At 64.6% G+C, this 25,287-nt stretch carries 26 protein-coding genes; 8 read left to right on the forward strand and 18 right to left on the reverse strand.

The features are described 5' to 3' along the window. Nucleotides 1-58 precede the first annotated feature (58 nt). The gene (locus I3J27_RS35650; protein ID WP_164718867.1) at nucleotides 59-259 is read left to right on the forward strand and encodes a CsbD family protein; all 201 of its coding nucleotides are present in this window, start codon (nucleotides 59-61) and stop codon (nucleotides 257-259) included. Between the two features lie 70 nt (nucleotides 260-329). Here the strand turns inward: I3J27_RS35650 and I3J27_RS35655 are convergent, their stop codons facing one another. Next, a complete protein-coding gene (locus I3J27_RS35655; RefSeq protein WP_042335954.1) occupies nucleotides 330-485 on the reverse strand; it encodes a Thivi_2564 family membrane protein in 156 nt (51 codons plus the stop codon). Between the two features lie 276 nt (nucleotides 486-761). On the opposite strand from I3J27_RS35655, the gene I3J27_RS35660 reads away from it, so the two are divergent. Continuing rightward, a complete protein-coding gene (locus I3J27_RS35660) occupies nucleotides 762-2,855 on the forward strand; it encodes a methyl-accepting chemotaxis protein (RefSeq protein ID WP_270163486.1) in 2,094 nt (697 codons plus the stop codon). A 251-nt stretch (nucleotides 2,856-3,106) separates the two neighbouring features. Next, nucleotides 3,107-5,200 carry a methyl-accepting chemotaxis protein gene (locus I3J27_RS35665; RefSeq protein WP_270163487.1) on the forward strand — a complete coding sequence of 698 codons (2,094 nt, stop codon included), beginning with the start codon at nucleotides 3,107-3,109 and terminating at the stop codon, nucleotides 5,198-5,200. Nucleotides 5,201-5,409: 209 nt separating this feature from the next. Here I3J27_RS35665 and I3J27_RS35670 read toward each other — a convergent pair whose 3' ends face one another. Together I3J27_RS35670 and I3J27_RS35675 are read right to left on the reverse strand one after the other, a co-directional pair. Beyond that, complete coding sequence (locus I3J27_RS35670) at nucleotides 5,410-6,060, reverse strand: DUF2865 domain-containing protein (protein ID WP_270163488.1); 651 nt, start codon at nucleotides 6,058-6,060, stop codon at nucleotides 5,410-5,412. Between the two features lie 15 nt (nucleotides 6,061-6,075). Beyond that, nucleotides 6,076-6,861, reverse strand: coding sequence for a L,D-transpeptidase (locus I3J27_RS35675; RefSeq protein WP_270163489.1), 786 nt, complete (start codon nucleotides 6,859-6,861; stop codon nucleotides 6,076-6,078). 206 nt (nucleotides 6,862-7,067) lie between these two features. On the opposite strand from I3J27_RS35675, the gene I3J27_RS35680 reads away from it, so the two are divergent. The 5 genes from I3J27_RS35680 (at nucleotide 7,068) to I3J27_RS35700 (ending at nucleotide 11,218) form a co-directional block, all read left to right on the forward strand. Next, nucleotides 7,068-8,180 (forward strand): AI-2E family transporter, encoded by a 1,113-nt coding sequence (locus tag I3J27_RS35680; protein WP_270163490.1) that lies wholly within the window; start codon nucleotides 7,068-7,070, stop codon nucleotides 8,178-8,180. Between the two features lie 78 nt (nucleotides 8,181-8,258). Beyond that, a complete protein-coding gene (locus I3J27_RS35685; RefSeq protein WP_270163491.1) occupies nucleotides 8,259-8,630 on the forward strand; it encodes an ElaB/YgaM/YqjD family protein in 372 nt (123 codons plus the stop codon). 108 nt (nucleotides 8,631-8,738) lie between these two features. Beyond that, nucleotides 8,739-9,194, forward strand: coding sequence for a hypothetical protein (locus I3J27_RS35690; protein WP_270163492.1), 456 nt, complete (start codon nucleotides 8,739-8,741; stop codon nucleotides 9,192-9,194). Between the two features lie 188 nt (nucleotides 9,195-9,382). Continuing rightward, a complete protein-coding gene (locus I3J27_RS35695) occupies nucleotides 9,383-10,525 on the forward strand; it encodes an OpgC domain-containing protein (RefSeq protein ID WP_270163493.1) in 1,143 nt (380 codons plus the stop codon). A gap of 84 nt (nucleotides 10,526-10,609) precedes the next feature. Beyond that, a complete protein-coding gene (locus I3J27_RS35700; RefSeq protein ID WP_270163494.1) occupies nucleotides 10,610-11,218 on the forward strand; it encodes a TetR/AcrR family transcriptional regulator in 609 nt (202 codons plus the stop codon). A 6-nt stretch (nucleotides 11,219-11,224) separates the two neighbouring features. Here I3J27_RS35700 and I3J27_RS35705 read toward each other — a convergent pair whose 3' ends face one another. The 15 genes from I3J27_RS35705 to urtA form a co-directional block, all read right to left on the reverse strand. Beyond that, the gene (locus I3J27_RS35705) at nucleotides 11,225-12,883 is read right to left on the reverse strand and encodes a CHASE domain-containing protein (RefSeq protein WP_270163495.1); all 1,659 of its coding nucleotides are present in this window, start codon (nucleotides 12,881-12,883) and stop codon (nucleotides 11,225-11,227) included. 299 nt (nucleotides 12,884-13,182) lie between these two features. Next, nucleotides 13,183-13,806 carry an urease accessory protein UreG gene (ureG, locus tag I3J27_RS35710; RefSeq protein ID WP_270163496.1) on the reverse strand — a complete coding sequence of 208 codons (624 nt, stop codon included), beginning with the start codon at nucleotides 13,804-13,806 and terminating at the stop codon, nucleotides 13,183-13,185. A gap of 39 nt (nucleotides 13,807-13,845) precedes the next feature. Continuing rightward, on the reverse strand, nucleotides 13,846-14,574 hold the full coding sequence (locus tag I3J27_RS35715) for an urease accessory protein UreF (protein WP_306417079.1): 729 nt from the start codon (nucleotides 14,572-14,574) through the stop codon (nucleotides 13,846-13,848). Next, nucleotides 14,555-15,199, reverse strand: coding sequence for an urease accessory protein UreE (gene ureE / locus I3J27_RS35720; protein ID WP_270163497.1), 645 nt, complete (start codon nucleotides 15,197-15,199; stop codon nucleotides 14,555-14,557). The genes I3J27_RS35715 and ureE overlap by 20 nt, the downstream gene beginning before the upstream one ends. 13 nt (nucleotides 15,200-15,212) lie before the next feature. After that, the gene (locus I3J27_RS35725) at nucleotides 15,213-15,512 is read right to left on the reverse strand and encodes a putative quinol monooxygenase (RefSeq protein WP_027573733.1); all 300 of its coding nucleotides are present in this window, start codon (nucleotides 15,510-15,512) and stop codon (nucleotides 15,213-15,215) included. A gap of 139 nt (nucleotides 15,513-15,651) precedes the next feature. Beyond that, nucleotides 15,652-17,367 (reverse strand): urease subunit alpha, encoded by a 1,716-nt coding sequence (gene ureC / locus I3J27_RS35730; protein WP_270163498.1) that lies wholly within the window; start codon nucleotides 17,365-17,367, stop codon nucleotides 15,652-15,654. Continuing rightward, nucleotides 17,364-17,903, reverse strand: coding sequence for an HD domain-containing protein (locus I3J27_RS35735; protein ID WP_270163499.1), 540 nt, complete (start codon nucleotides 17,901-17,903; stop codon nucleotides 17,364-17,366). The genes ureC and I3J27_RS35735 overlap by 4 nt, the downstream gene beginning before the upstream one ends. Before the next feature lie 57 nt (nucleotides 17,904-17,960). Beyond that, a complete protein-coding gene (locus I3J27_RS35740; RefSeq protein ID WP_270163500.1) occupies nucleotides 17,961-18,266 on the reverse strand; it encodes an urease subunit beta in 306 nt (101 codons plus the stop codon). Between the two features lie 9 nt (nucleotides 18,267-18,275). Further along, nucleotides 18,276-18,578: an urease subunit gamma gene (locus tag I3J27_RS35745; protein WP_128964081.1), complete on the reverse strand. Its 303-nt coding sequence runs from the start codon at nucleotides 18,576-18,578 to the stop codon at nucleotides 18,276-18,278. A gap of 37 nt (nucleotides 18,579-18,615) precedes the next feature. Next, on the reverse strand, nucleotides 18,616-19,446 hold the full coding sequence (locus I3J27_RS35750) for an urease accessory protein UreD (RefSeq protein WP_270163501.1): 831 nt from the start codon (nucleotides 19,444-19,446) through the stop codon (nucleotides 18,616-18,618). A 35-nt stretch (nucleotides 19,447-19,481) separates the two neighbouring features. Next, nucleotides 19,482-20,177, reverse strand: a complete 696-nt coding sequence (gene urtE, locus I3J27_RS35755) for an urea ABC transporter ATP-binding subunit UrtE (RefSeq protein ID WP_270163502.1) — start codon at nucleotides 20,175-20,177, stop codon at nucleotides 19,482-19,484. 3 nt (nucleotides 20,178-20,180) lie between these two features. Further along, a complete protein-coding gene (gene urtD / locus I3J27_RS35760) occupies nucleotides 20,181-20,942 on the reverse strand; it encodes an urea ABC transporter ATP-binding protein UrtD (protein ID WP_157330640.1) in 762 nt (253 codons plus the stop codon). Between the two features lie 5 nt (nucleotides 20,943-20,947). Continuing rightward, complete coding sequence (gene urtC / locus I3J27_RS35765; RefSeq protein ID WP_270163503.1) at nucleotides 20,948-22,117, reverse strand: urea ABC transporter permease subunit UrtC; 1,170 nt, start codon at nucleotides 22,115-22,117, stop codon at nucleotides 20,948-20,950. After that, on the reverse strand, nucleotides 22,114-23,721 hold the full coding sequence (gene urtB / locus I3J27_RS35770; RefSeq protein WP_270163504.1) for an urea ABC transporter permease subunit UrtB: 1,608 nt from the start codon (nucleotides 23,719-23,721) through the stop codon (nucleotides 22,114-22,116). Before urtB ends, urtC begins: the two co-directional genes overlap by 4 nt. A gap of 82 nt (nucleotides 23,722-23,803) precedes the next feature. Further along, on the reverse strand, nucleotides 23,804-25,126 hold the full coding sequence (gene urtA, locus I3J27_RS35775) for an urea ABC transporter substrate-binding protein (protein ID WP_270163505.1): 1,323 nt from the start codon (nucleotides 25,124-25,126) through the stop codon (nucleotides 23,804-23,806). Between the last annotated feature and the right edge of the window lie 161 nt (nucleotides 25,127-25,287).

The following is a 25,287-nucleotide window of genomic DNA, read 5'->3' on the forward strand; positions in this document are numbered from 1 at the left end:
CATCGGAACGGCCCCGCGCTGCTTGCGTTGTACGGCCATCAACCAACGGGAGATGGTCATGGACTGGAATCGGATCGAAGGAAACTGGAAGCAGTTCAAGGGATCGGCCAAGGAGAAGTGGGGCAAGCTCACCGACGACGACCTCAGCCTGATCGAGGGTCGCCGCGAGCAGCTCGAGGGCCGGCTCCAGGAACGCTACGGCAAGGCCAAGGACCAGGTTCGTCAGGACGTCGACGACTGGCTCAAGTCGCTACATTGAGGCAGACACGAACGAAGCCCCGGCTCACGCCGGGGCTTTTTGTTCGAAGGTGGGTAGCCCGACGGTCCCGCTAGAACACCGTCAGATATTTCAGCAGCGACACGACGCCGATGATGATCACGATCACGCGCGCGATCTGCTTGGCGCGGCCGTCCATCGGCAGCATGTTGATGAGATAGAGCACGAGAATGACGACGAGAAAGGTGACGAGTACGCCGACCAGCATCGCGAAGCCCCCTTCAGGCAAATTGCTAACGGTGTTCTAACGCCGATCTCCCGCGCTGGTTCCATTCAGGCAACCTGTTGCAACTTCTGGTATTTCCGTAGTTCTACAGATGGGCTGACCGCTTAAAATTTTACCCTTTTCATTTCAGATGCAGAAACCGTTTGGGTCATGCGCCGCAAACGGCATGCGATTGCCGATCCGCGTGCCCCTCCGTTCTCGATGTTGCCCGGGGCGTCTTGACGAACTTTGCAATGGGAATTTTTGGGGGGGACTTCGATGCTCAATCGTCTGACCGTGTCCGCGCTGCTGAAGGCGGTGATCGCGATCACGTCGGCCTGCGTGGTGATTGCGCTCTCGCTCACCGCCTACGAATCCTGGGACCGCCTCAAGACCGCCAACCGCATCTCGCAGATCGCCGGCGCGTCCGCCGATTTGTTCAAGACGATGCACAATTTGCGCACCGACCGCTCGACCACCAACCGGCTTCTCAACTCGACCGAGCCGATGGATGCCGAGATCGAGAAATATCTGCGCGCGATCCGCGACGCCGAGATGCCCGCGATGGCACGCGCGCTGGAGCTGCTGCCCGCCATGGACTTCCCGCAATCGGGCACGCTGGTGCCGGAGCTCGCGCGTCTGCACAAATCACTGACCGAACAGCAGAAGCAGTTCTGGGAAGACGTGGCCAAGCCGAAGGACCAGCGCCGCGCCGGACTGCCGAAGGAATACATGGAGACGACGGGAAGCCTGCTCGAGACGCTCGACAAGCTCTCCAACATTCTGGCCGCCAGCGTCAATCACCAGGACGCGGCCATCGACCAGCTGTTGTCGATCAAGCAGAACGCCTGGCTGCTCCGCAACACCGCGGGCGAAGCCTCGCTGATCATCTCGACCGGCCTCAATGCCGGCCGTATCACGCCGGAGGCCCGTCTCGCCTACACCCAATTTGCCGGCGGCACGTCGGCAATGTGGAAGGCGCTGGAACTGTCGGCATCAGGCATGCAGTTGCCGCCCGCGCTGTCGTCCGCGATGGCTGCGGTCAAGACCGCCTATTTCGATCCGCAATATCTGGCCCTTCGCGATCGCCTGGCCAACACGCTCGCCAGCGGCGAAAAAGCCGAAATGACCGCGAACCAGTGGACCCCTGTCACGGTGGGCCGCCTTTCCAGCGCGGTGGCCGTGGCCGAAGCCGCCCTCGACGCCGCCAAGGACCACACACTGGAGCAACGCGGCGCCGCGCAGCGCGCGCTGATCGTGCAGCTTGCACTGCTGGCGCTCGCCATCGGCCTCGCCGTCGGCGCGGTCATGCTGGTCAATCGCCGCGTCATCCATCCCCTCAACACCATCCGCGACGCCATGCTGAAGGTCGCCGGCGGCGATCTTGCGGTCGACAGCGGCTATCTCGACCGCCAGGACGAGATCGGCGCGCTGGCCGGCGCGCTGGAAACCTTCAAGCAGCAGGCGACCGAGAAGCTCAAGATCGAGGCGCAGGAGCGCGAACGCAATGTCGGCGCCTCGGCGCGCCAGCGCGCGGTCGAGGCCTATGTCGGCGAGTTCGAGGGCGCGGTGCGCAAGACGCTCGGCGAGTTGAGCGAGGCCTCCGGCGAGATGCGCAAGACCTCGGGCGATCTGTCCAACGTGTCGCGCCAGACCAACGACCGCGTCCAGGTCGCCGGCAAGGCCTCCAATGACGCCTCCATGAGCGTCGACAGCGTGGCTGCGGCCGCCGAGGAGCTCTCGGCCTCGATCAACGACATCAGCCAGCAGGCCGCGCATGCCGCCGGCATCGCCAGCCGCGCCGTCAACCAGGCCCGCGAGACCGACGGCACCGTGCAGGGACTGGCACAGTCCGCGGGACGCATCGGCGAGGTCGTCGGATTGATCAACACCATCGCGGCGCAGACCAATCTGCTCGCGCTCAACGCCACGATCGAGGCCGCGCGCGCCGGCGAGGCCGGCCGCGGCTTTGCCGTGGTCGCCTCCGAGGTGAAGTCGCTGGCGAGCCAGACCGCGAAGGCCACCGAGGAAATCTCCGGCCAGATTGCCGACATCCAGCGGGTCGCAACCGACGCCATCAACGCGATCCAGACCATCGGCGGCATCATCGGCGAGGTCAACGAGGTCGCCACCGCGATTGCCGCCGCCGTGCAGGAACAGGGCGCGGCAACCCAGGAGATCACCCGCAGCACGCAATTTGCGGCACAGGGCACCAAGAACGTCTCGGACAACATTACCGGCGTCAAGGCCGACGCGGACGCCGCCGCAGCCGCCGCCGACAATGTGAAGCACGCCTCCGAGATGCTGGAGAGCCAGAGCCGCCAGCTCGGCCATGAGGTCAGCGACTTCCTCGGCAAGATCCGCGCAGCGTAAGACATACTGGCGCGCGTCCCTGCAAAAAGCAGGGACGACAGCGGAGATTGAGGCGCCGGTCGTCCGATTCCCGGCCCCGTAATTTTACGGCAGGAACACTGTCTAAGTTTTTACCCTTTTCGGGCCAAATGCGTTTCAGGCGCCTGCCTTAGGGCATGCGCATCTGCTGCGTGCATCCCTTTGGTCGTTCGAAGTTCGTGGGGGCTTGCCGTTCGGGGCCACGAACTTCGAAACGCATACCGGGGTGTTCGATGCTCAATCGCCTGACCGTATCCACGCTGCTGAAGTCGGTGATCCTTTCAACCGCGCTCGTCGTCGTCATCGGCTTCTCGATCAGCGCATGGAGCTCCTGGACCCGGCTGCAAGCCGCCAACCGGATCGTCGCGGTCTCTGCCGCCTCGGCCGAAGTGTTCAAGGGGATGGCGAATATCCGGGCCGACCGCTCGACCAGCAACCGTCAGCTCACCTCGGACGTCGCGATGGACAAGGACATCGAGAAATACATTCGCGAGGTCCGTGACGCCCTGATGCCCGCCCTCGCCCGCACGCTCGAGATCCTGCCCACGACCGATCTGGCCCAGCGCGACACCCTACTGGCCGATCTCGGCGGGATGAACAAGACGTTGCTGGAAAAACAGGCGGAGTTCTGGACCGAGGTCGTCAAGCCCCGGGCCGAGCGCCGCGCGGGCCTCGCCAAGGAATATGTCGCGACCGAGGACGCGCTGATGGCGCTGCTCGACAGGCTCTCCGGCGCGCTCGCAGCGAGCGTCAACCACCAGGACGCGACCATCGACCAACTCCTGACCATCAAGCAGATGGCCTGGCTGCTCCGCAACACCGCCGGCGAATCCTCGCAGATCGTCGGCAATGCGCTCAACGCCGGCAAGATCGCGCCCGAGGTGCAGCTTGCCTACACCAAATTGGTCGGCGGTACCGACACCGCCTGGACCGCGATCGAGCTTGCCGCCTCGGGCATGCAATTGCCGCCGGCGCTCGGCGCCGCGATCACCGAGACCAAGTCGACCTATTTCGATCCGCAATATACCGCGACGCGCGACGGCGTCATCGCGACGGTCGCCAAGGGCGAGAAGCCCTCGATGACCGCCAATCAGTGGAGCCCCTATTCGGTGCCGCGTATGATGAGTGCGGTGAAGCTCGCGGACGCGGCGCTGCAAGCGGCCAAGGATCACTCCGCAGCTCAGCGCGCGACGGCGGTGCAATCGCTGATCTTGCAGATGGCGCTGCTCATCACCGCGATCGTCCTGACCGGCGCCGCGATGCTGGCGGTCAGCCGCCGCGTGATCACGCCGCTGCATAGAATTCGGGACGCGATGCTCGAGGTCGCCGGCGGCGATCTCGGCGTCGACAGCGGCTATCTCGACCGCAAGGACGAGATCGGCTCGCTCGCCGGTGCGCTCGAAACCTTCAAGCAGCAGGCGATCGACAAGCTCAAGATCGAGGCGCAGGAGCGCGAACGCAACGCCGGGGCTGCCGCGCGCCAGCGCGCGATGGAGGCCTATGTCGGCGAATTCGAGGGCGTGGTGCGCAAATCGCTGGGGGAATTGAGCGAGGCCTCCGGCGAGATGCGCAAGACCTCGGGCGACCTCTCGGCCGTGTCGCGCCAGACCAATGAACGCGTCGAGATCGCCGGCAAGGCCTCGAACGATGCCTCCACCAGCGTCGAGAGCGTCGCCGCTGCCGCCGAGGAGCTGTCTGCCTCGATCAACGACATCAGCCAGCAGGCCGCGCATGCCGCAGGCATCGCCAGCCGCGCGGTCAATCAGGCCCGCGAGACCGACAGCACCGTTCAGGGGCTGGCGCAATCGGCAGGACGCATCGGCGAGGTCGTCGGCCTGATCAACACCATCGCGGCGCAGACCAATCTGCTTGCCCTCAACGCCACGATCGAAGCCGCGCGCGCCGGCGAAGCCGGACGCGGCTTTGCCGTGGTCGCCTCCGAGGTGAAATCGCTGGCGAGCCAGACCGCCAAGGCGACCGAGGAAATCTCCGAGCAGATCGCCGACATCCAGAAGGTCGCCGGCGATGCCATCAACGCGATCCAGGCGATCGGCGGCATCATCGGCGAGGTCAACGAGGTCGCAACCGCCATCGCCGCCGCCGTGCAGGAACAGGGCGCGGCCACGCAGGAGATCACCCGCAGCACGCAATATGCGGCGCAGGGCACCAAGAACGTCTCGGACAACATTACCGGCGTGAAGACCGACGCCGACACCGCGGCCGGTGCGGCAGACAACGTCAAGCAGGCCTCGGAAACGCTGGAGACGCAGAGCCGCCAGCTTGGCCAGCAGGTCAGCGACTTCCTGGGGAAGATTAGGGCGGCGTAAGCTACGGTTAGATCAAGAGCTGTAGCTACACCTTCGGTGTCGTCCCTGCGAAAGCAGGGACCCATAACCACAGGGATTGGTTTGGCGCGAGCTGGTCACTCCGGGCCTTCGCCAAACTTGATCCTGTGGTTATGGGTCCCGGATCCGCGCTTCGCTTGTCCGGGACGACAGCGATAATGAGGCGATAGCTCGCGCTCCACGCGAAGCCCCTACTCCTTCGCCACCACCGGCACCTGGCGGAAACGCGCACGCACCGACTCGGGCAGCGGGGAGAAGTTCATCGCGACGCCGCGGCGGTCGTTGGCGTTGCGGCTGGCGACGACGAGGCCATCGCTGCCGGCAACGATATCGCCCTTGCGCAGGGTGGGATCGTCCTCGACCTTGACCTGGGCGAGCCCGACCGGATCCTTGCCGTTGCAGGTGCAGCCGGCAACGATCTCGTTGCGATAGCGGAAGGCGTTCGGCAGGTCGGAATAGGATTTTCCATTGTCGGTCGTGGCGTCGTCGATATTGCTGCCATAGACCAGCGAGGTTTCCGACGTCGGGCAGAAGCTCTTGCAGGACTGCGCCTTGCTTTCGGCGTCGTTTCCTTGCGCCGGGAAGTAACGGCCATCGCATCCGCGAACGCAATAGGCGCTGCCGCCGCCATAAGAGGCTCGCTGGCGCGGCACGTCGTAGCGCGGCATGTCGTCGTTGGGGAACGGCATCCGGATTTGCGGAGGCCGCGCTCCGAACGCGCCGAACAGTGCCGAGAAGAAATCTTCCGCATGCGCCGCCGGCGTCAGCGCGAGGCCGAGCGAGGCGACGGTGAACAAGGCTGCCGCGACGCCAGCCAGCTTGCCGATCGAGCGTTGACTCATGACCTCACTCAACTCCTAGTTCACGGCCGACGTCGAGATGTTCAGCGCCTGCCGGCCGGAAGGCAGCGCCGTCACCGCCGGCCGCTTGCGTACGGGATCGCTTCCTTTGTCGCCTCCCTTGGCCATCAGCGGCGCGTTCTTCGGCAGCACCACGACCTTGGCGCCGATATTGACGCGGCTGAACAGGTCCGTGACGTCCTCATTGGTCATCCGGATGCAGCCCGACGAGACGAATTTGCCGATCGTGGTCGGATCGTTGGTGCCGTGGATGCGATATTCGCTGGAGCCGAGATACATTGCGCGCGCGCCGAGCGGATTGCCGGGACCGCCGGCGACGAAGCGCGGCAGATAGGGCTGCCGTGCGATCATCTCGGCCGGCGGATGCCAGTCCGGCCATTCCGCCTTGCGGCTGACGCTCTGCACGCCCGCCCAGGTGAAACCTTCGCGGCCGACGCCGACGCCGTAGCGGATCGCGCGGCCGTTGCCGAGTACGTAATAAAGGTAGGTGTTGCCGGTATCGATGACGATGGTGCCGGCCGGCTCGCTCCTGTCGAAGCTGACGATCTGCTTGCGCAGGCGGTCGGGCAACGCCGCATCCTCGTCGGCGGCCTGCGGCTGTTCAGCCGCGTAGCCCTGCGGGTAGGTGGTCTGGTCTTGCAGATAGATCTGCGGCTGCATCGGCGCGTAGCCGAGCGTCTGGGCCTGCGCCGCGAACGGCACGGTCAGCAATGCTGTCGCGAAGGCAAAAGCGGTGGCGGCGCGCGGCGAGAAGCGGCGACGGACTGAAGACAACTTTGTCATGTGCTGCCCCGTGAGATGTGTGCATCAGGTGATGCGGCTGTCCAACAAACGCAGCCAAGCCGACTCAAGTTCCGCCGCTGGCTGCGGCGGCGACGTCACAGTCAAGCGAGCGCCAATTCACGAAGCCGCGATGGAACCCAGGCGCCCTCCGGACGTTGGTCGTTCATCAATGGGCGCGCGGAGGCTTCCGTGCGGGAGAAAATGTTGTGCGCGTCCTTCCGAGTGAACGTCTGATTCCCGGCAACAGCGAAGGCGCCCCGCTTCCCGACAGCCATGTCGAACTGCCACCGGTGATCCGCCGTACCGAGTTCGTCGCCTTTGCACTCGCCGGTCTGCTCCTCATCGCCGTGGTCGCGGTGCTGTATGTCGCCCGGGCGTTCTTCCTCCCGGTCGTGATGGCGATCGTCGCCGGCACGATGCTGTCGCCGGCGGCCTCCTTTCTGGAGCGGCGGCACGTGCCGCGCGCGGTCGGTGCAGTCCTGATCGTGGCCGCGGTGACCATGGTCGTCGCCTTCGTCGTCGCGCTGATCGCTGCGCCTGCAATGGAATGGAGCTCGCGCCTGCCGGAGCTGGGCGCGCAGTTGAAGGACAAGCTGCACGTGTTCGACCGGCCGCTCGCCCTATGGGCGGAGCTGCAAGCCATGGTCGGCGGCTCCGAGGGGCTGCCGAGCTTCCAGCTCCCGAAATTCGAATGGGTGCAGCCGACGCTGGAATTCCTCTCGCCAACCTTCGCCGAATTCCTGCTGTTCTTTGCCACCCTGATCCTGTTCATCGCAAGCTGGCGCGATCTGCGGCGGGCGTTGATCATGACGTTCAATGACCGTGATGCGCGGCTGCGCACCTTACGAATTCTCAACGAGATCGAGATCCATCTCGGCAACTATCTTTTGACGGTGACCATCATCAATATCGGCGTGGGCGTCGCGACCGGCATCGTGTGCGCGGCCACCGGCATGCCCAATCCGGCCGGGCTGGGTGCGCTCGCGGCCGCGCTCAACTTCATCCCGATCATCGGACCGGTCGCGATGTTCGTCATCCTGATCGTGGTTGGACTCGTCGCCTTCCCGACCCTCAGCGGCGGACTGATGGCGGGGCTGGCCTTCGGCGGCATCACCTTCCTGGAAGGGCACTTCGTGACGCCGACCATCATCGGCCGCAGGCTGGCGCTGAATGCGCTCGCCGTCTTCGTCGCCCTGGCGTTCTGGACCTGGTTGTGGGGACCGATGGGTGCGTTCCTGTCGTCGCCGCTGCTGATCGTGGGGCTGATCCTGAAGGAGCATCTGCTGCCGGAGAATTCGCCGCAGCTCCCCGAGGAATGACCGGTTTCCCCGAACGGAACTTACCCGACGACGAAACGTTTTCCGGCTATCTCAGCCGCCAACAATTCGGAGCCCAAGATGTCATCGAGTAATGCCGAAGCCGGGATGAGAGACTGGACCGACAAAGCCACAAGAGAACGCCTCGAGAAGGATGTAGCAGCCGTGAAAAGCGATATCGCCGCCCTCACCGATCAGATCACCGACGCGCTCAACACCTTTGCCAATTCCACCAGCAAGCAGGCCCGCCGCGGCTATCGCCAGGCGCGCGAGAACGTGGATTCCGCGATCGACGACATGTCGGAACGCGGCGGCGCGATGATGGGTGCTGCACAAGACGCCTACGGCTCGATCGAGGAAACGCTGGAAGACGCGATCACGCAGCGGCCACTCGCGACCGTCGGTATCGCGCTCGGCATCGGTTTCCTGATCGGCGCCGCCTGGCGCCGATAAAGCGCGCGGCAACATATTACGGCGGCGCTGCCACGCCGCCGACATTGGCTCGTGAGACGAGTTGGCTCGTGAGGCGATACGGCTTGTGGGGGATTGAGGAGCAAGTCCATGTTTCAACGCATCATCGATGGCATCAGCGCATCGACCGGCACGACCGTCCGGCTGACGTCGCTCGCCGCAGGCACGGCCTTCGCGTTGTTCATCACGACCTGCTTCCTCTGTGCCGCCGCCTTCATCTCGGTCCTGGAGAAATACGGTCCGGTGCAAGCCTGTCTCGCAGGTGCCGGCATCTTCTTCCTGCTGACGCTCGCCGCGGCCGGCAGTTATTGGGGCTACAAGCGGGAGACGGAGAAGCGCGCGCGCATCGCGGCCGAGCGCGCCGCGAAGTCGGCGGCCTCGAGCATGCTCGCCGATCCCATGCTGCTCGCGACGGGGCTCCAGATCGTGCGCGCCATCGGAATCAAGCGGCTGCTGCCGATCCTGGCGATCGGCGGTGTCGCGCTCGGAATCATGGCGAGCCGCGCCGGCGTCCCCGACGACGCGTCGGCTGAACCGGCCGAATAGCGACGGCAGCGGGTTAGAAAATTTCGTTGTAAGTCCGACGAACGCATCGATCGGTATCCAGCACGGCCAGCCCCGCGCAATTTTGCGCCATCCCGGCGAAATCCGGTCCCGGTCACGCAAACGCTACTCGGATAGGCGGGCGGCTGCCGCTAAAAGCATCATCCTGATTCCCTAAGCTATTTTGCTCAATGAAACCGTCCGTCAAGGCGAACCTCGCCGCATTCCAGCACGACGCCAGGCTGTATTTGACGCTCGGCATTGCCAACTGGTCGGTGTTCATCGACCACATCCCGAACAACGTCGTCAATTTGCTGACGTTGCGCAATTTCGGCTTCAGCGGCGCGGCCGACCTGTTCGTGTTCGTGGTGGGCTATGGCGTTGCCATCATCCACGGCAGGATGGCGCTGGAGCGCGGCTATGTCGTCGCGGCGACGCGCATCTTCCGCCGCGTCTGGCGGCTCTACGCCGCCTATGTCGTGCTGTTCGTGATCTATATCGACGCCATCGCCTACGTCGCCTCGCAATCGATGGCGCCGGAGATCATCCACGAATACAACATCTCCGGCATCCTCGATCACCCGCTGCGCATCCTGGTCCGCGGGCTCGTGCTCCAGGAGGAGCCGCTGAACCTCGACCTGCTGCAACTGATGATCCCGCTGATGGCGTTCTTTCCGTTCGCGCTGTGGGGGCTGCTGCGGCGGCCGAACGTGACGCTTGCGGCATCGGTCGCGCTGTATGTCGCAGCGCGCTGGTTCGACTGGAATTTCCGGGTCTATCCCGACCAGGAGTGGACCTTCAATCCGCTGTGCTGGCAAATGCTCATGGTGCTGGGCGGATGGTTCGCCGTGACGGGCGCCTCCGGCCGCGCGCTGCACGGCCTATCCTGGCTGCGGATCCTCGCGGGTGCCTATCTCGTGTTCGCAATGGCCGTCACCTTGATGCGGCATTCGCCGGCGCTGTCCGTCCATTTGCCGGACTTCGTCCTCAACGGCATCGCGCCGACCGACAAGGAAAACCTCGCCCCCTATCGCGTGGTCCATTTCCTCGCGCTCGCCTTCCTCGCGACACATCTCATACCGGCCGATCACCCCGGCTTGAAATTGCGGCCGCTCCAGGCGGTGATCACATGCGGCGAGGAATGGCTCGCCGTGTTCTGCGTCGGCGTGTTCCTGTCCTTTGCCGGCCATCTCATCCTGATCACCGGGCCGAACCTGGTGGTGATGCAGATCGCCGTGAGCGCCGTCGGCTTCGTGGCGATGACGGCAGTGGCCTATTACATCTCCTGGTCGAAGCGGCAGGACCTGCCGGCCGCCTTGCGGCAGCAGGCCTGACCACACGATAATCGTGCGATTCTGCTAGGCCGAAAGCTGTGGCTGCGCTATTCGGGGACTCTGCGTGAGGAGACCGGCGTGGCGATGGCTAAGAGCGGAGGTGACGAGGCTGACAGCGCGCCGAGGCGCGGCCGGCCGCGGTCGATCGAGACCAGCAACGCCATCCTCGAAAGTGCCTATGCGCTGATGGCCGCCACCGGCCTTGCCGCCACCACCATCGACGCCGTCGCGCGCCACTCCAGCGTCTCCAAGATGACGATCTACAAATGGTGGCCGTCGCGCGAGGCGCTGCTGATCGACGCCTTCCTTCATCACGCCGCGCAGATGCTGCCGCTGCCGCCCGCGAGTTCCGGCACCCCCGCGGCGCGCGCGCGCGGTCATGCCACGGCCTATGCCGAGGCGCTCCAGGGCGAATTCGGCAAGGTGCAACTCGCCGTGATCTCCGAATGCATCTCCAAGACCGGCTCGGCGGAGCTGTTCTACGCGCGCTACCTGCAATTCCGCCGCGACGCACTGGTCGAGATGATCGCCGCGGGCCAGACCGACGGCAGCATCCAGGCCGAGGGGCTGGCCGAGGACCTCTACGACGCGATCTATGGCGGCCTGTTCTACCGCTACGTCTTCGGCATCGCACCGATCACGCCGGCCTACGCGCGCAACCTGGTCGATCTCGTTTTGCGCCCCAAAGGCTAGCGCGACTTACTTGGCCGGCCGCACCGGCGCCGAGATCCTGTCCGTGCGGTCGCGCTCGGTCATGTCGACCACCGTCTCCATCGGCGCGGTCAGCTCATAGACGTAGGAGACGTCGGTGAAGTAGCGCTTGGCGGTGCCGCCCAGTGCTTCGGGCGCGACGCGGTCGAGCAGGATCAGGCCGAAATCGGAATCCGGGCGCCGCGTCGCCTCGCTGGTGTTGAACTCCTCCCAGCGGAAATTGAAAATCTCGCTGGACTCCTCGCCCGTCACCGTCCAGTTCGCGGTGATGTGCGGATGCTTTCCGACCAGCGACAGACCTTCGTCGGAGTGCGAGGCGAGTTCGAAGAACAGCAGCGACAGGCTCTGCGCCGCGCGCGCGCTGACCGCGATGTCGGGGCCGGTGACGGCGATGCGGTCGGCATGCGGGATGGCGCGCGCCTCGAACAGGCCCTTCAGCTTGACGCCCTGCCACTGGCTCTCGCTGAGCAGCGAGACCACGTTGGACATGGCATGGATGCGGCCGATCAGCAGTTCGCGCGCGGCGTCGATGTCGGAGCCGTGGCGCAGCGTGCGCGTCACGATCGACTGGATCACCGCCAGGATGTTCTTGACCCGGTGGTTGAGCTCGTCGATCACGGCGGTCAACCGGCGCTCGAAGCCGATCCGCACCTGGATTTCGCGGCTGAGCCGCAGATTGTTGTAGGCGACATAGCCGAACAGGCCGCACACCATCGCGGTGATGGCAAAGCCGATCGCGGCCACGATGATCGCGGTCTGCTCGGCGCGCCGCGCCGAATTGGTCTTGGCGTAATAGCCGAGTTGCCAGTCGCGGCCGCCAAAGCTCATCGTGCGCGTCGCCGACGGCGTCGGCCCCTCCGCCGTCGTCATGCGCGAGGAGACCACGCCCTGGTCGTTGGCAACGAGCTCGCCACCTTCCTTCCGCGGATCCTTCAGCGCGACCGCAAACAACGACATGTCGTCATTGGTCAGCATCAGCGAGGCGAGCTCGTAGGAAAATGTGATGAAGCCCGCCGGCTCGGTTGCGCCCTCGGGAATGACGGGCGCGGCCACGATGATGCCGACCGGGCCGCCGCCGCGCAGGAGCGGAATCGGGTCCGAGGCGACCGACCTCTTCTCGACCCGCGCACGCGTCAGCATCGCGCTGCGCACCGGATCCTGCTCGTAGCTGCGGCCGGGCAGCGCCTTGGTCTCGTTGCTGCGGGGTTCGAGATCCATCAGCACGTCGATCGGCTGGGTGACCCCAGCAAGGTCGATCGGCTTGTCGTCATAGGTGCGGATTTTCGGGTTGGGGAAGCCGGCGCTCGCGATCGCGGCCTGCGCCGGCACCAGCTCATTCGGCTTCAGCCGGGCGACCCACCCGGCCACCACGAAATCGGTCTTGAAGGCGTAGATGGCCGAGCGCAGTGGCTCCAGCATGTTCGGCTTGATCACCGATGGCGTGCGGAACAGGCCTGAGGCGACACGCGCGAGCAGCTCGCGCTCGGTCAACCGGTCCTGGACCAGGCTTGCGTGAACGTCGATCGCGCGCGCCAGCGCGATCCGGTCCAGCGCCAGCTCCTGGTCGTGGACACGATAGGCCGCGAGCCCGGAGAGCAGGGCCCCGAGCAGAGCGATGAAGCCGATGATGAAACCCAGCCGGACCACTTCGACTACTCAGGCGAAAGCAGCAGGTCGGCAATAAACACGGAGCATATGAACGCCGCTCGAACGGCCATGTGCCGAAACAGAGTGGACCCCAGTGACGGAGATAATGAAGGAGGAGGCATCAGTACGCAACTTCGGTCGCCTGAAAAGCTTAATCCGCCCGGCCGATGGTCTGGCCATGAAGGCTTTGCTCCGGGCACCGGAGGTAGTTAATCGCCGTGTCCGAAATTTGTTCCGCAGATGCGGCTTTTGCCCCAGGCGTTAACGGCCGGAAATGCCTGCGCCATGTCGTCGCGCCGTCAGCTGGCCCGTTTCAGGCCACCTTTGGCCTCGATGAAGCCGACGATACGGTCGAGCCCCTCGCTCTTCTTCAGGTTGGTCATGACGAAGGGCCGGGTGCCACGCATGCGTCTGGCGTCGGTGTCCATCTTCTCCAGGGACGCCCCGACATGGGGCGCCAGGTCGATCTTGTTGATGACCAGGAGGTCGGACCGGGTGATGCCGGGGCCCCCCTTGGACGGGATCTTGTCGCCGGCAGCGACGTCGATGACGTAGATGGTGAGGTCGGCGAGCTCCGGGGAAAAAGTGGCAGCGAGATTGTCGCCGCCCGATTCGATCAGCACGAGGTCGAGCCCGGGAAACTTGGCGCGCATATCCGCAACCGCGGCCAGGTTCATCGAAGCGTCCTCGCGGATCGCGGTGTGCGGGCAGCCGCCGGTCTCGACGCCGGCGATGCGATCCGGGGTCAGCGAGCCCGAGCGTACTAGGAATTCCGCATCCCATTTGGTGTAGATGTCGTTGGTGATCGCGGCGATATCGTAGCGCTCGCGCATGGTCTTGCAGAGCAGGTCCATCAGCGCGGTCTTGCCCGATCCGACCGGGCCGCCGACGCCGACACGCAGGGGACCGTGAGATTTCGACATGTAACCCACTCTCTCTTGATCAGTTGAAGGCCGCATCGCTCACGAGCGAAACAGCCGCGTATATTGCGTCTCGTGCCGCAGGCTGGCGAGATCGGCGCGGAAGGTCGCGCTGCCGAGATCGTCCAGCGTCGCGTGCAGCGCACGATTGGCGGTCGTGGCAACGGCAGCTTCCAGTCTCACCAGCACGCGCTGGCTATCGGTCTGGCCGAGCGGAACGAGGCGGCTCGCCGCAGAAATCCAGTTCGAGACCAATGCATGCAGGAAGGCGTGCAGCGTCGGCGCCAGCGGCACGCCGTGCATCGCGGCGACGACACCGACGGCAACCGGATAAACCAGTGGCGTGCGGCATGCCGCGACCATGGCATCCAGCCCGTCGGCATCCCACGCGGCGCGGGCGATCTCGACGAAGGCGCGCCCTTGCGAGGTCGTCTCGAGCTGCCGCTCGCGCGACGGCACGAAGGCGGCGGCGAGTTCCGCGATATCGTTCAAGGTCGCCTCATCGCCGGCCTCAGCCACGCGATAGGCGTGGACCAGGAACGTCGCATCGCAGAAGCCGGAGCCATCGCCAAGCATCGCGTCGAGCCAATCGGCGAGCGTTGCGGTGTCGGTGATGTCGCCGGCCTCGACTGCCCATTCGAGGCCACTGGAATAAGAGAAGCCGCCGACCGGAAAGGCCGGCGACAGCCAGGTCATCAGCCGGTACAGCGCCGCCGCCTCGCGCTCGGCGAGGTCACAGGCCGCGACCGGCTCATTTGTGGTCGTGAGCATGCTTGTGGCCGTGGTGATGGTCGGGGTGGTCGCAATGCTCGTCGTGGTGATGATGATCGTGGCTATGATCATGCGCGGCGTGGTCATGATGATGGTGGTCATGGCCGTGATGATCGTGGTGGTCCTGACCATGATCATGGTGATGATGACCGTGATCGTGACGCGCATGATCATCGTGGTCGTGCGCGTGACCGGCATCGGCGTAGGCCCCGCCTTCGGGATCGAACGGTGCGTCGATCTCGATCACGCGCGCACCGAGCCCCTTCACCATCGCCTCGATGACGTGGTCGCGGCGGATGCGCAAGGACTTGGCCATGATCTGGGTCGGCAGATGGCGGTTGCCGAGGTGCCAGCCGACGCGGATGAGGTGGTGCGGATCGCGGCCGCGGATCTCGAGCAACGGCTCGGGCGCCGCCACCACCTCGACCAGCCGGCCGTCCTCCAGCACCAGCGCGTCACCGCCACGCAGCGCGACGGCGTTCTCCAGGTCGAGCAGGAATTCGAGCCCCCGCGTCCCCGTCATGGCCATGCGGCGGCGGTGCCGATCGTCGAAATCGAGCACGACCGTATCCGCTGCGGCTTCCGTGAAGCGGTGTTGTCCCCTGACCTGCGTCGCCCGGATCATGCGCTTTATCCTGTTACCGTGTCTCGACCTTCTCGGGCGTGATCACCTCGATCTTCGGCGGCGCCGTGAAACACTTCACCGCGACGCGGCCGAACGTCTTCATGTGCTCCATGCCTCGATGCGGCACCAGCGCCTCGGCGTTCTCCCACTGCTCGACGAACACCATCTTGCTGGGATCGGTCACGCTCTCATGCAGATCATAGGCGATATTGCCGGGCTCCTTCCGCGTCTCCTTGATGCAGGCGGTGGCCGCTGCAATGAATTCGGCGCGCGTCTCGGGCTTGATGGTCAAGGTGGCAACGACGTAGATCACGAGAAATCCTCCCGGCTTTTCTTCTGGTTCAAGATACCGGGCGGGACATTAGACCAGGCGGGATCGAACGCAACACCGTAAATCCGCTCCCCCGGAGGCGCACTCGGGATTCTTTTGGGACCTGCGTCGAGGCGCTATTTCAGTACATGAAATATCGCTGCGCCATCGGCAGCACCTCGGCCGGCGCGCAGGTGAGAAGCTCGCCGTCCGCGCGAACCTCATAGGTCTCCGGATCGACCTCGATATTGGGCGTCGCGTCGTTGTGGATCATGCTCTTCTTCGAGATCTTGCTGCGGGTGTTCTGGACCGCATAAAGCTTCTTCTCGATGCCGAGTCTTCGCGCAAGACCTCCGGTGATCGCGGCCTTCGAGGTGAACACGACCGAGGATGCCGTGCGTGCCCTGCCGAACGCGCCGAACATCGGCTGATAGTGCACCGGCTGCGGTGTCGGGATCGAGGCGTTGGGATCGCCCATCGGAGCGGCGACGATCATGCCGCCCTTGACGATGCAGTCCGGCTTGACGCCGAAGAAGGCCGGCGACCACAGCACGAGGTCGGCCATCTTGCCCTTCTCCACCGAGCCGATCAGCTTCGACACGCCGTGCGCGATCGCCGGGTTGATGGTGTATTTGGCGATGTAGCGCTTGACGCGGAAATTGTCGTTGTCCTTGCCCTTGTCCTGCGGCAGCGACCCGCGCTGCTTCTTCATCTTGTCGGCGGTCTGCCAGGTCCGGATGATGACCTCGCCGAGGCGGCCCATGGCCTGCGAGTCCGAGGACATCATCGAGAGCGCGCCGAGGTCGTGCAGGATGTCTTCGGCGGCAATGGTCTCCTTGCGGATGCGGCTCTCGGCAAACGCCAGGTCTTCCGCGATCGAGGGATCGAGGTGGTGGCACACCATCAGCATGTCGAGATGCTCGTCGATGGTGTTGCGCGTGAAGGGGCGCGTCGGGTTGGTCGAGGACGGCAGCACGTTCTTCAGCCCGGCGACCTTGATGATGTCGGGGGCGTGACCACCGCCGGCGCCTTCAGTGTGGAAGGCATGGATGGTGCGGCCCTTGAACGCCTTGATCGTGTCCTCGACAAAGCCGGATTCGTTCAGCGTGTCTGAATGCAGCATGACCTGAACGTCGTAATCGTCGGCGACCGAGAGGCAATTGTCGATCGCGGCTGGCGTCGTGCCCCAGTCCTCGTGCAGCTTCAGCGCGCAGGCGCCGCCCTTGATCATCTCGACCAGGGCGCCGGGCCGCGAGGCGTTGCCCTTGCCAGAAATGCCGAGATTGACCGGGAAGGCATCGAACGACTGAATCATCCGCCCCATGTGCCAGGGGCCAGGCGTGCAGGTGGTGGCGAACGTGCCGTGCGAGGGACCGGTGCCGCCGCCGAGCATCGAGGTGACGCCAGACATCAGCGCGTGCTCGATCTGCTGCGGGCAGATGAAATGGATGTGGCTGTCGAAGCCGCCGGCCGTCAGGATCTTGCCTTCACCCGCGATCACGTCGGTGCCGGGACCGATGATGATGGTGACGCCCGGCTGGATGTCGGGATTGCCGGCCTTGCCGATTGCCGAAATCATGCCGTCCTTGATGGCGACGTCGGCCTTCACGATGCCCCAGTGATCGACGATCAGCGCATTGGTGATGACGGTGTCGGCCGCGCCCTGCTTGTTGGTGACCTGCGACTGGCCCATGCCGTCGCGGATCACCTTGCCGCCGCCGAACTTCACCTCCTCGCCGTAGGTGGTGAAATCCTTCTCGACCTCGATGATGAGATCGGTATCGGCCAGCCGCACCTTGTCGCCGGTGGTCGGGCCGAACATGTCGGCATAGACGGAACGCTTGATCTTCGTGCTCACAGTGAACTCCTTGCAAGCTTGACGGTGTCGTCAAACATCTGGTCGAGCGTTGCGTTGCCGCCACGACAACCTGCGACAACTTTCTCGGCCCATTCGACGTAATCGATGAGGTCTTCGCGCTCTTCACCGCTTGGATCGGAATGAATGCGCGCGCGGGTGTTACTGATCTTGTCGGCAATCTTGATCAGCTTGGCGCCCGGCGATTTGTGCGGAGCGCCCTCGATCTGTTTCTGCCGCCGCTTGGTTTTCGGCCGATTCATGTCGTCGGTGCATTCGGCGACGAGCGAAGCGACACGCTCGGAGAATGTTTGCGCGAGCTCCTCGCGCGTCGTCTCAGTGTCTTCGACCGTATCGTGCAGCCAGCCGGCCGCAACCAGCTCGGCGTCGGCACCATCGGTCACGATCGCAAGCAGGTTCGCGACCTCGGCGAGATGATTGATATAGGGCTCCCTGCCGCGGCCCTTGCGCGCCATTCCGCTATGGCGGCGCGCAGCGAGCTCGGCGGCCTCGGAGACAAGGCGGATCGGTGAGAGCATGGCGGTATCCTCCGTTTCGCTCTCAACCGTGCCGTGCCATGCTCGTTCCTGTGCGGCTCACAGCTTCCCCATCACGTCGCCACGAAAACCGTAGATGGTCTTCTTCCCGGCCATGGCGACGAGCTGGACGTCGCGGGTCTGGCCCGGCTCGAAACGCACGGCAGTGCCGGCGGCGATGTCGAGACGCATGCCGCGGGACTTCCGGCGGTCGAACTTCAGCGCGGGATTGGTCTCGAAGAAATGGTAGTGCGAGCCGACCTGGATCGGGCGGTCGCCGGTGTTGGCCACCGTCAGCGTCACGGTCTTGCGGCCGGCATTGAGCTCGATCTCGCCGTCCTGGATGAAGAGTTCGCCGGGGATCATATTGCGCTCCTACCTGATCGGCTCATGCACGGTGACGAGCTTGGTGCCATCCGGGAACGTCGCCTCGACCTGGATGTCGTGGATCATCTCGGGGATACCAGGCATCACCTGCTCGCGGGTGAGGACCTGCGCGCCGGATTGCATCAGCTCGGCGACCGTGCGGCCGTCGCGCGCGCCTTCGAGAATGAAATCGGAAATGATCGCGATCGCCTCGGGATGGTTGAGCTTGACGCCGCGATCCAGCCGGCGGCGGGCCACGATGGCCGCCATCGAGATCAGAAGCTTGTCCTTTTCGCGGGGAGACAGGTTCATGAAGAATCTCTTCCGTTCAACACATCAATTCAGCCGGTCAATTCAGCCAGAGTCGCGGCAGCGCGGCCCCGGTGCGCGCCAGCACGGCCATCATGTCGGCACGCAAACGTGCCGCATCTTGGGCACAGAACCGCGCCATTGCAAAGCCATTCCAGGCCGAGATTCCGACCTCGCCTGAGAATGAGTCCGACGCCTCGCGGAGGCGCTCGACCAGGGCCTCGTCGCCGGGCACGATCAGCGCCGTGCCGATCGCGGCGCCATCCTTGGCAACGGCAGGTCGCCCAAGCTTGGCGCCGACATGGCCGTCGAGCCTGACGGTCTCGGCGAACACCAGCCGGCCACCGCGACGCAGCCGCCAGCGATCGACGAACTCGCCCTGCTCCATCCGCTCGCCCATGGCGGTGCGGCCGAACACGACGATCTCGCAAAGCAGGAGCGAGGCAGCGCCATCGAGTTCGATGTCGAAACGGCGATGGACCCGGGCGCGATCAAACAGGATCGTCTCCTGGGGCAGCCAGGACAGATGCGCACCCGCGGCAACCCTCAGCGAGATATTGAGCTGCGCTGCCGCGCCCGGCGCGCGATAGACCTTTTCGGCCGCCGCCGTCGTCAGCGTGAGGCGCGCGCCCTCGCCCGCCGCGATGTCGATATCGAAATTGTCCCCACCGGCAACGCCGCCGGCCGTGTTGACGAAGACGCCGGAGAGCCCCTCACCTTCCGGCGAGGGAAAACGTACGCGCAGGGAGCCGGACTCATGCAAGACGCCGCGCCGCGTTACGCCGTCACGCGCATGGACGTCGAAGCGCACCGCGCCACGGGCGCGGTTGGCTTCGAAAACCTCTGATGTAACTGAAACGTCGCTGCGCATCCGCCTCCCCAGCCGGCCGCGGCAGAAATTCGGGACTACAGCGCCATCTGGCGGCTGATTTCGGCCGGGTCGAGATTGGAGCGGTCGCAGGTGAACTTCACCGCGCCGCGATCCATCACCGCAAAACTGTCGCCGAGTTCGCAGGCAAAGTCGAGATATTGTTCGACCAGCACGATGGCGATGTTGCCGAGATTGCGCAGATACGAGATGGCGCGGCCGATGTCCTTGATGATCGAGGGCTGAATGCCCTCGGTCGGCTCGTCGAGCAGGAGGAGCTTCGGCCGCATCACCAGCGCGCGGCCGATCGCGAGCTGCTGCTGCTGGCCGCCGGAGAGGTCGCCGCCGCGCCGGCCGAGCATGGATTGCAGCACCGGGAAGAGCGAGAACACGTCGTCCGGAATATGCTTGTCCTCGCGCTTGAGCGGGCCGAATCCGGTCTTGAGATTCTCCTCCACCGTCAGCAGCGGAAAAATCTCGCGGCCCTGCGGCACGAAGCCGATGCCCTTGCGCGCCCGCTCATAGGGCTTCAGGCCCGTGATGTCGCTGCCGTCGAGCACGATCGCGCCTGAGGAGATCGGATATTGTCCGACCATGGCGCGGAGCAGCGAGGTCTTGCCGACGCCGTTGCGCCCGAGCACGCATGTGACCTTGCCGGGTTCGGCCGCGATCGAGACGCCTCGCAGCGCCTGCGCGGCGCCGTAGAACAGGTTGATGTCCTTGACTTCAAGCATTGCTCAGCGTCCCAGATACACTTCGATGACCCGCTCGTTGGACGAGACCTGGTCGATGGTCCCTTCCGCGAGCACCGTGCCTTCATGCAGGCAGGTGACCTTGACGCCGAGCTCGCGCACGAACGTCATGTCGTGCTCGACCACCATCACGGTATGGGTCTTGTTGATCTCTTTCAGCAGCTCGGCGGTCAGATGCGTCTCGACGTCGGTCATTCCTGCGACGGGCTCGTCGACCAGCAGGAGTTTGGGATCCTGCGCGAGCAGCATGCCGATCTCGAGCCATTGCTTCTGGCCGTGGCTGAGGCTGCCGGCGAGACGGTTGCGCGCGTCGGTGAGGCGGATCGTCTCCAGTACCTTGTCGATGCGCTCGGACTCCGCCCTGCTGCCGCGCCAGAACAGCGTGCCGCGGACCGAGTGATCGACATTGAGCGCGAGCAGGAGATTGTCCTGCACGGTCTGGCTCTCGAACACGGTCGGCTTCTGGAATTTGCGGCCGATGCCGAGCTCGGCGATGCGGGTCTCGTCAAGGCGCGTCAGGTCGGTGACGCCGTCGAACAGCACGGTGCCCTCGTCGGGCTTGGTCTTGCCGGTGATGATGTCCATCATCGTGGTCTTGCCGGCGCCGTTCGGGCCGATGATGGCGCGCATCTCGCCGGGCTCGAGCGTCAGCGACAGATTGTTGATGGCGTGGAAACCATCGAACGAGACGTGCACGCCGTCGAGATAGAGCATGGCGGAGGTCGCGCGGGTATCCATGACGTTCATCGCGCTTACTCCGCCATCTTGGGTTCGCTGACGCCGTCTTCGGCCGCAGCGCTCGCGGTGGCCGCGGCGGTGCGCTTCTCCTTCGACTGGTCCCACCAGGCGTTGAAGGTGCCGACGATGCCCTTGGGCAGCAGCAGCGTCACCAGGATGAACAGCGCGCCCAGCATGAACAGCCAGTACGGCGCCAGCATGCCTGAGGTGAAGAAGGTTTTTGCATAATTGACCACGACGGCGCCGAGCGCTGCGCCCACCAGCGTGCCGCGGCCGCCGACGGCAACCCAGATCACCGCCTCGATCGAATTGCCGGGGGCGAACTCACTGGGATTGATGATGCCGACCTGCGGCACATAGAGCGCGCCGGCGACGCCGGCCATGCAGGCCGACAACGTGAACACGAACAGCTTGTAGGATTCGACGCGGTAACCGAGGAAGCGGCTGCGCGATTCCGCATCGCGGATTGCGATCAGGACCTTGCCGAGCTTGGAGGACACCACAGAGCGGCAGATCAGGAAGCTCGCGATCAGCGCCAGGCAGCTCAGCGCAAACAGCGCGGCGCGCGTGCCCTCGGCCTGCACGTTGAAGCCGAGAATGTCCTTGAAGTCGGTCAGGCCGTTGTTGCCGCCGAAGCCGAAATCGTTGCGGAAGAAGGCGAGCAGCAGCGCATAGGTCATCGCCTGCGTGATGATCGACAGGTACACACCGGTGACGCGGGAGCGGAAGGCGAGCCAGCCGAAGCAGAAAGCGAGCAGGCCCGGCACGACCAGCACCATCAGCGCCGCGAACCAGAACATGTCGAAGCCATACCAGTACCAGGGCAGCTTCGAATAGTTCAGGAAGACCATGAAGTCGGGCAGGATCGGGTTGCCATAGACGCCGCGGGTGCCGATCTGCCGCATCAGATACATGCCCATCGCGTAGCCGCCGAGCGCGAAGAAGGCGCCGTGGCCGAGCGAGAGGATGCCGCAATAGCCCCAGATCAAATCGATCGAGAGCGCGAGGATGGCGTAGCAGACATATTTGCCCCAGAGCGCGACCAGATAGGTCGGCACCTGGAGAAACGAGCCCGCAGGCAGCAGCAGGTTGGAGAGCGGGATGAGGATGCCGCAGGCCGCGACGACGGCAAGGAAGATCGTCGCGCCGCGGTCCAGCGATCGCGTCAGCATGTGGGGGGTCATGCTTCCACCGCACGGCCCTTGAGCGCGAACAGGCCGCGCGGGCGTTTTTGAATGAACAGGATGATGAGAACGAGGATCGCGATCTTGCCGAGCACGGCGCCGGCGACCGGCTCCAGGAACTTGTTGGCGATGCCGAGCGTGAAGGCGCCCACGAGGGTCCCCCATAGATTACCCACACCGCCGAACACCACGACCATGAAACTGTCGATGATGTAGCTCTGGCCGAGATTGGGGCTGACATTGTCGATCTGCGACAGCGCCACGCCGGCGATGCCGGCAATGCCGGAGCCGAGGCCGAAGGTGAGCGCATCGACGCGCGATGTGGCGATGCCCATCGAGGCCGCCATGCGGCGGTTCTGTGTCACCGCACGCATCTCGAGTCCGAGCGCCGTATAGCGCAGCATCGCCAGCAGGATCGCGAACACGGCGAGCGTGAAGCAGAGGATCCACAGCCGGTTATAGGTGATGGTGATCTGGCCGAGCTCGAATGCGCCGCTCATCCAGGAGGGATTGCCGACTTCGCGGTTGGTCGGGCCGAACATGGTGCGCACCGCCTGCTGGAGCACCAAGGACAGGCCCCAGGTCGCGAGCAGCGTCTCCAGCGGACGGCCGTAGAGGAAGCGGATGATGCTGCGCTCGATCAAGACGCCGATGGCGCCGGCGACGAGGAAGGCGAGCGGCACGGCGATCAGCAGCGAATAATCGAACAGGCCGGGATAGCGGGTGCGGATCACCTCCTGCACCACGAAGGTGGTGTAGGCCCCGATCATCACCATCTCGCCATGCGCCATGTTGATGACGCCCATCACGCCGAAGGTGATGGCGAGCCCGATCGCGGCGAGCAGCAGCACCGAGCCGAGCGAGAGGCCGTACCAGGCATTCTGCACCGTGGACCAGATCGCGAGCGAAGACTGGATCGAGCCGATCGCGCTCGCGGCCGCCTTGGTCACCGAGGCCGGCTGGTCGCCCATGCCGGTGAGCAGCGCCATCGCCTCCTGGTCGCCGCGCGCCTTGAGGGTCGCGACCGCCTCGAGCTTCTCGACCTCGCTGGCGTCCGATTTGAACAGCAGGATCGCCGCGCGGGCGTCGCCGAGCGCGGCCTTGACCGACCTGCTGGTTTCCTTGGCAAGCGCGGCATCGACCGCCTCGAGCGCGGTTTCCTCGTGCGACTTGAAGACGGATTGCGCGGCTTGCAAGCGCGTTCCGACATCCGGCGACTGCAGCGTCAGGCTGCCGATCGCAGCATCGACGCTGCGGCGCAGGCGATTGTTGAGACGCACCGCGCTCGCACTGTCGGGAACGCTGGCGACGGGCTCGCCGGTCGCCGCATCGATCGACTTGCCGTCGACGCCGGTGACGTAAACCTTCTTGCTGTCAGGGTCGGCCATGAGGCGGCCGTCCTGGAGCGCGCTGATGATGGGGAAAGCCAGCTTGTTGCCGCTGCTCGCGACAGCGCCGATCGCCTCATCGGTGTCGGAAAAATCGTCATTGGCGAATTTGGCGATCGCATCCTCGAACGGACCGGCGAAGGCCGGCAGTGCGAACGCGATCAGGAACAACGAGAGGACAAAGGTACAGAAACGGGCGGACAAATTGGTTGGCACAGTGAATCACCCCGGCAGAAGTGGGGAGAAGGCGGCGGAATAGCCGCCTCCTCCCATCGTGCAGTCAAGCGTCAGATCCGGATCAGGAGCCGGAGCCGAGGCACTTGTTGGTCTTGGTGTTGAAGTTGCCGCACTTCTTGCCGACCCAGTCGCCGATCAGATCCTTGGAGCCGTCGAGCTCCTTCGACCAGGCGTCGCCCGCGACAAGACCGGGGGTCTTCCACACCACGTCGAACTGGCCGTTGGCTTTGATTTCGCCAATGAACACCGGCTTGGTGATGTGATGGTTCGGAAGCATCTTGGAGGTGCCGCCGGTCAGGTTCTTGGCTTCGATGCCGGGCAGCGCGTCGATCACCTTGTCCGGATCGGTCGACTTCACCTTCTCGACTGCCTTGACCCACATGTCGAAACCGATCACGTGCGCTTCCATCGGATCGTTGGTCACGCGCTTCGGATTCTTGGTGTAGGTCTGCCAGGCCTTGATGAACTTCTCGTTCTCGGGCGACTTGATCGACTGGAAGTAGTTCCAGGCGGCGAGATGGCCGAGCAGCGGCTTGGTGTCGATGCCGGCGAGTTCTTCCTCACCCACCGAGAACGCGACCACCGGGATGTCCTTCGCCTTGATGCCCTGGTTGCCGAGCTCCTTGTAGAAGGGAACGTTGGCGTCGCCGTTGATGGTCGAGACCACCGCGGTCTTCTTGCCGGCCGAGCCGAACTTCTTGATGTCGGCCACGATCGTCTGCCAGTCGGAATGACCGAACGGCGTGTAGTTGATCATGATGTCTTCCTGGGCGACACCCTTCGACTTCAGATAGGCTTCCAGGATCTTGTTGGTGGTGCGCGGATAGACGTAGTCGGTGCCCGCGAGCACCCAGCGCTTCACCTTCTCGTCCTTCATCAGATAGTCGACGGCGGGGATCGCCTGCTGGTTCGGCGCAGCACCGGTGTAGAACACGTTGCGCTCCGACTCCTCGCCCTCGTACTGCACGGGGTAGAACAGGATGTTGTTCAGCTCCTTGAACACCGGCAGCACCGACTTGCGCGACACCGAGGTCCAGCAGCCGAACACGACCGAGACCTTGTCCTTGGTGATCAGCTCGCGGGCCTTTTCGGCGAACAGCGGCCAGTTCGAGGCGGGATCGACGACGACGGCTTCGAGCTTCTTGCCGAGCACGCCGCCCTTCTTGTTCTGCTCGTCGATCAGGAAGAGGATGGTGTCCTTCAGCGTGGTTTCGCTGATGGCCATGGTGCCGGAGAGAGAGTGAAGCACGCCGACCTTGATGGTGTCGTCAGCGGCCTTCGCGCCAGAAATGGAAGCCAGACCGAGCACCAGTCCGGCGGTCGCGGCGAGCACGCCGCGGCGACTAAATGACGCCGCTATATCGTGAACGGATTTGTTAAGCATGAGTGTATCATCTCCCTGACGCAGACGTGAAAAAGACGCTGCGAAACGGCCCCACGGCCGCCTGCGATTAACGGAATCGCAAGAACCATGCCATGGGCTGGGCACATGCCAACCTATTGGTCAGATTAGATAATTTTGCCGCAATCCAACTTTTGGCGCAG

Source organism: Bradyrhizobium xenonodulans (assembly GCF_027594865.1).
GTDB classification, from domain to species: Bacteria; Pseudomonadota; Alphaproteobacteria; order Rhizobiales; family Xanthobacteraceae; genus Bradyrhizobium; species Bradyrhizobium xenonodulans.

What these genes read in the sequence shown, in the direction of transcription:
- I3J27_RS35650 (WP_164718867.1), top strand. Translation starts at nt 59, where the DNA reads ATGGACTGGAATCGGATCGAAGGAAACTGGAAGCAGTTCAAGGGATCG.
- I3J27_RS35655 (WP_042335954.1), bottom strand. Translation starts at nt 485, where the DNA reads ATGCTGGTCGGCGTACTCGTCACCTTTCTCGTCGTCATTCTCGTGCTC.
- I3J27_RS35660 (WP_270163486.1), top strand. Translation starts at nt 762, where the DNA reads ATGCTCAATCGTCTGACCGTGTCCGCGCTGCTGAAGGCGGTGATCGCG.
- I3J27_RS35665 (WP_270163487.1), top strand. Translation starts at nt 3,107, where the DNA reads ATGCTCAATCGCCTGACCGTATCCACGCTGCTGAAGTCGGTGATCCTT.
- I3J27_RS35670 (WP_270163488.1), bottom strand. Translation starts at nt 6,060, where the DNA reads ATGAGTCAACGCTCGATCGGCAAGCTGGCTGGCGTCGCGGCAGCCTTG.
- I3J27_RS35675 (WP_270163489.1), bottom strand. Translation starts at nt 6,861, where the DNA reads ATGACAAAGTTGTCTTCAGTCCGTCGCCGCTTCTCGCCGCGCGCCGCC.
- I3J27_RS35685 (WP_270163491.1), top strand. Translation starts at nt 8,259, where the DNA reads ATGTCATCGAGTAATGCCGAAGCCGGGATGAGAGACTGGACCGACAAA.
- I3J27_RS35690 (WP_270163492.1), top strand. Translation starts at nt 8,739, where the DNA reads ATGTTTCAACGCATCATCGATGGCATCAGCGCATCGACCGGCACGACC.
- I3J27_RS35695 (WP_270163493.1), top strand. Translation starts at nt 9,383, where the DNA reads ATGAAACCGTCCGTCAAGGCGAACCTCGCCGCATTCCAGCACGACGCC.
- I3J27_RS35700 (WP_270163494.1), top strand. Translation starts at nt 10,610, where the DNA reads ATGGCTAAGAGCGGAGGTGACGAGGCTGACAGCGCGCCGAGGCGCGGC.
- ureG (WP_270163496.1), bottom strand. Translation starts at nt 13,806, where the DNA reads ATGTCGAAATCTCACGGTCCCCTGCGTGTCGGCGTCGGCGGCCCGGTC.
- I3J27_RS35715 (WP_306417079.1), bottom strand. Translation starts at nt 14,574, where the DNA reads ATGCTCACGACCACAAATGAGCCGGTCGCGGCCTGTGACCTCGCCGAG.
- ureE (WP_270163497.1), bottom strand. Translation starts at nt 15,199, where the DNA reads ATGATCCGGGCGACGCAGGTCAGGGGACAACACCGCTTCACGGAAGCC.
- I3J27_RS35735 (WP_270163499.1), bottom strand. Translation starts at nt 17,903, where the DNA reads ATGCTCTCACCGATCCGCCTTGTCTCCGAGGCCGCCGAGCTCGCTGCG.
- I3J27_RS35740 (WP_270163500.1), bottom strand. Translation starts at nt 18,266, where the DNA reads ATGATCCCCGGCGAACTCTTCATCCAGGACGGCGAGATCGAGCTCAAT.
- I3J27_RS35745 (WP_128964081.1), bottom strand. Translation starts at nt 18,578, where the DNA reads ATGAACCTGTCTCCCCGCGAAAAGGACAAGCTTCTGATCTCGATGGCG.
- I3J27_RS35750 (WP_270163501.1), bottom strand. Translation starts at nt 19,446, where the DNA reads ATGCGCAGCGACGTTTCAGTTACATCAGAGGTTTTCGAAGCCAACCGC.
- urtE (WP_270163502.1), bottom strand. Translation starts at nt 20,177, where the DNA reads ATGCTTGAAGTCAAGGACATCAACCTGTTCTACGGCGCCGCGCAGGCG.
- urtD (WP_157330640.1), bottom strand. Translation starts at nt 20,942, where the DNA reads ATGAACGTCATGGATACCCGCGCGACCTCCGCCATGCTCTATCTCGAC.
- urtC (WP_270163503.1), bottom strand. Translation starts at nt 22,117, where the DNA reads ATGACCCCCCACATGCTGACGCGATCGCTGGACCGCGGCGCGACGATC.
- urtA (WP_270163505.1), bottom strand. Translation starts at nt 25,126, where the DNA reads ATGCTTAACAAATCCGTTCACGATATAGCGGCGTCATTTAGTCGCCGC.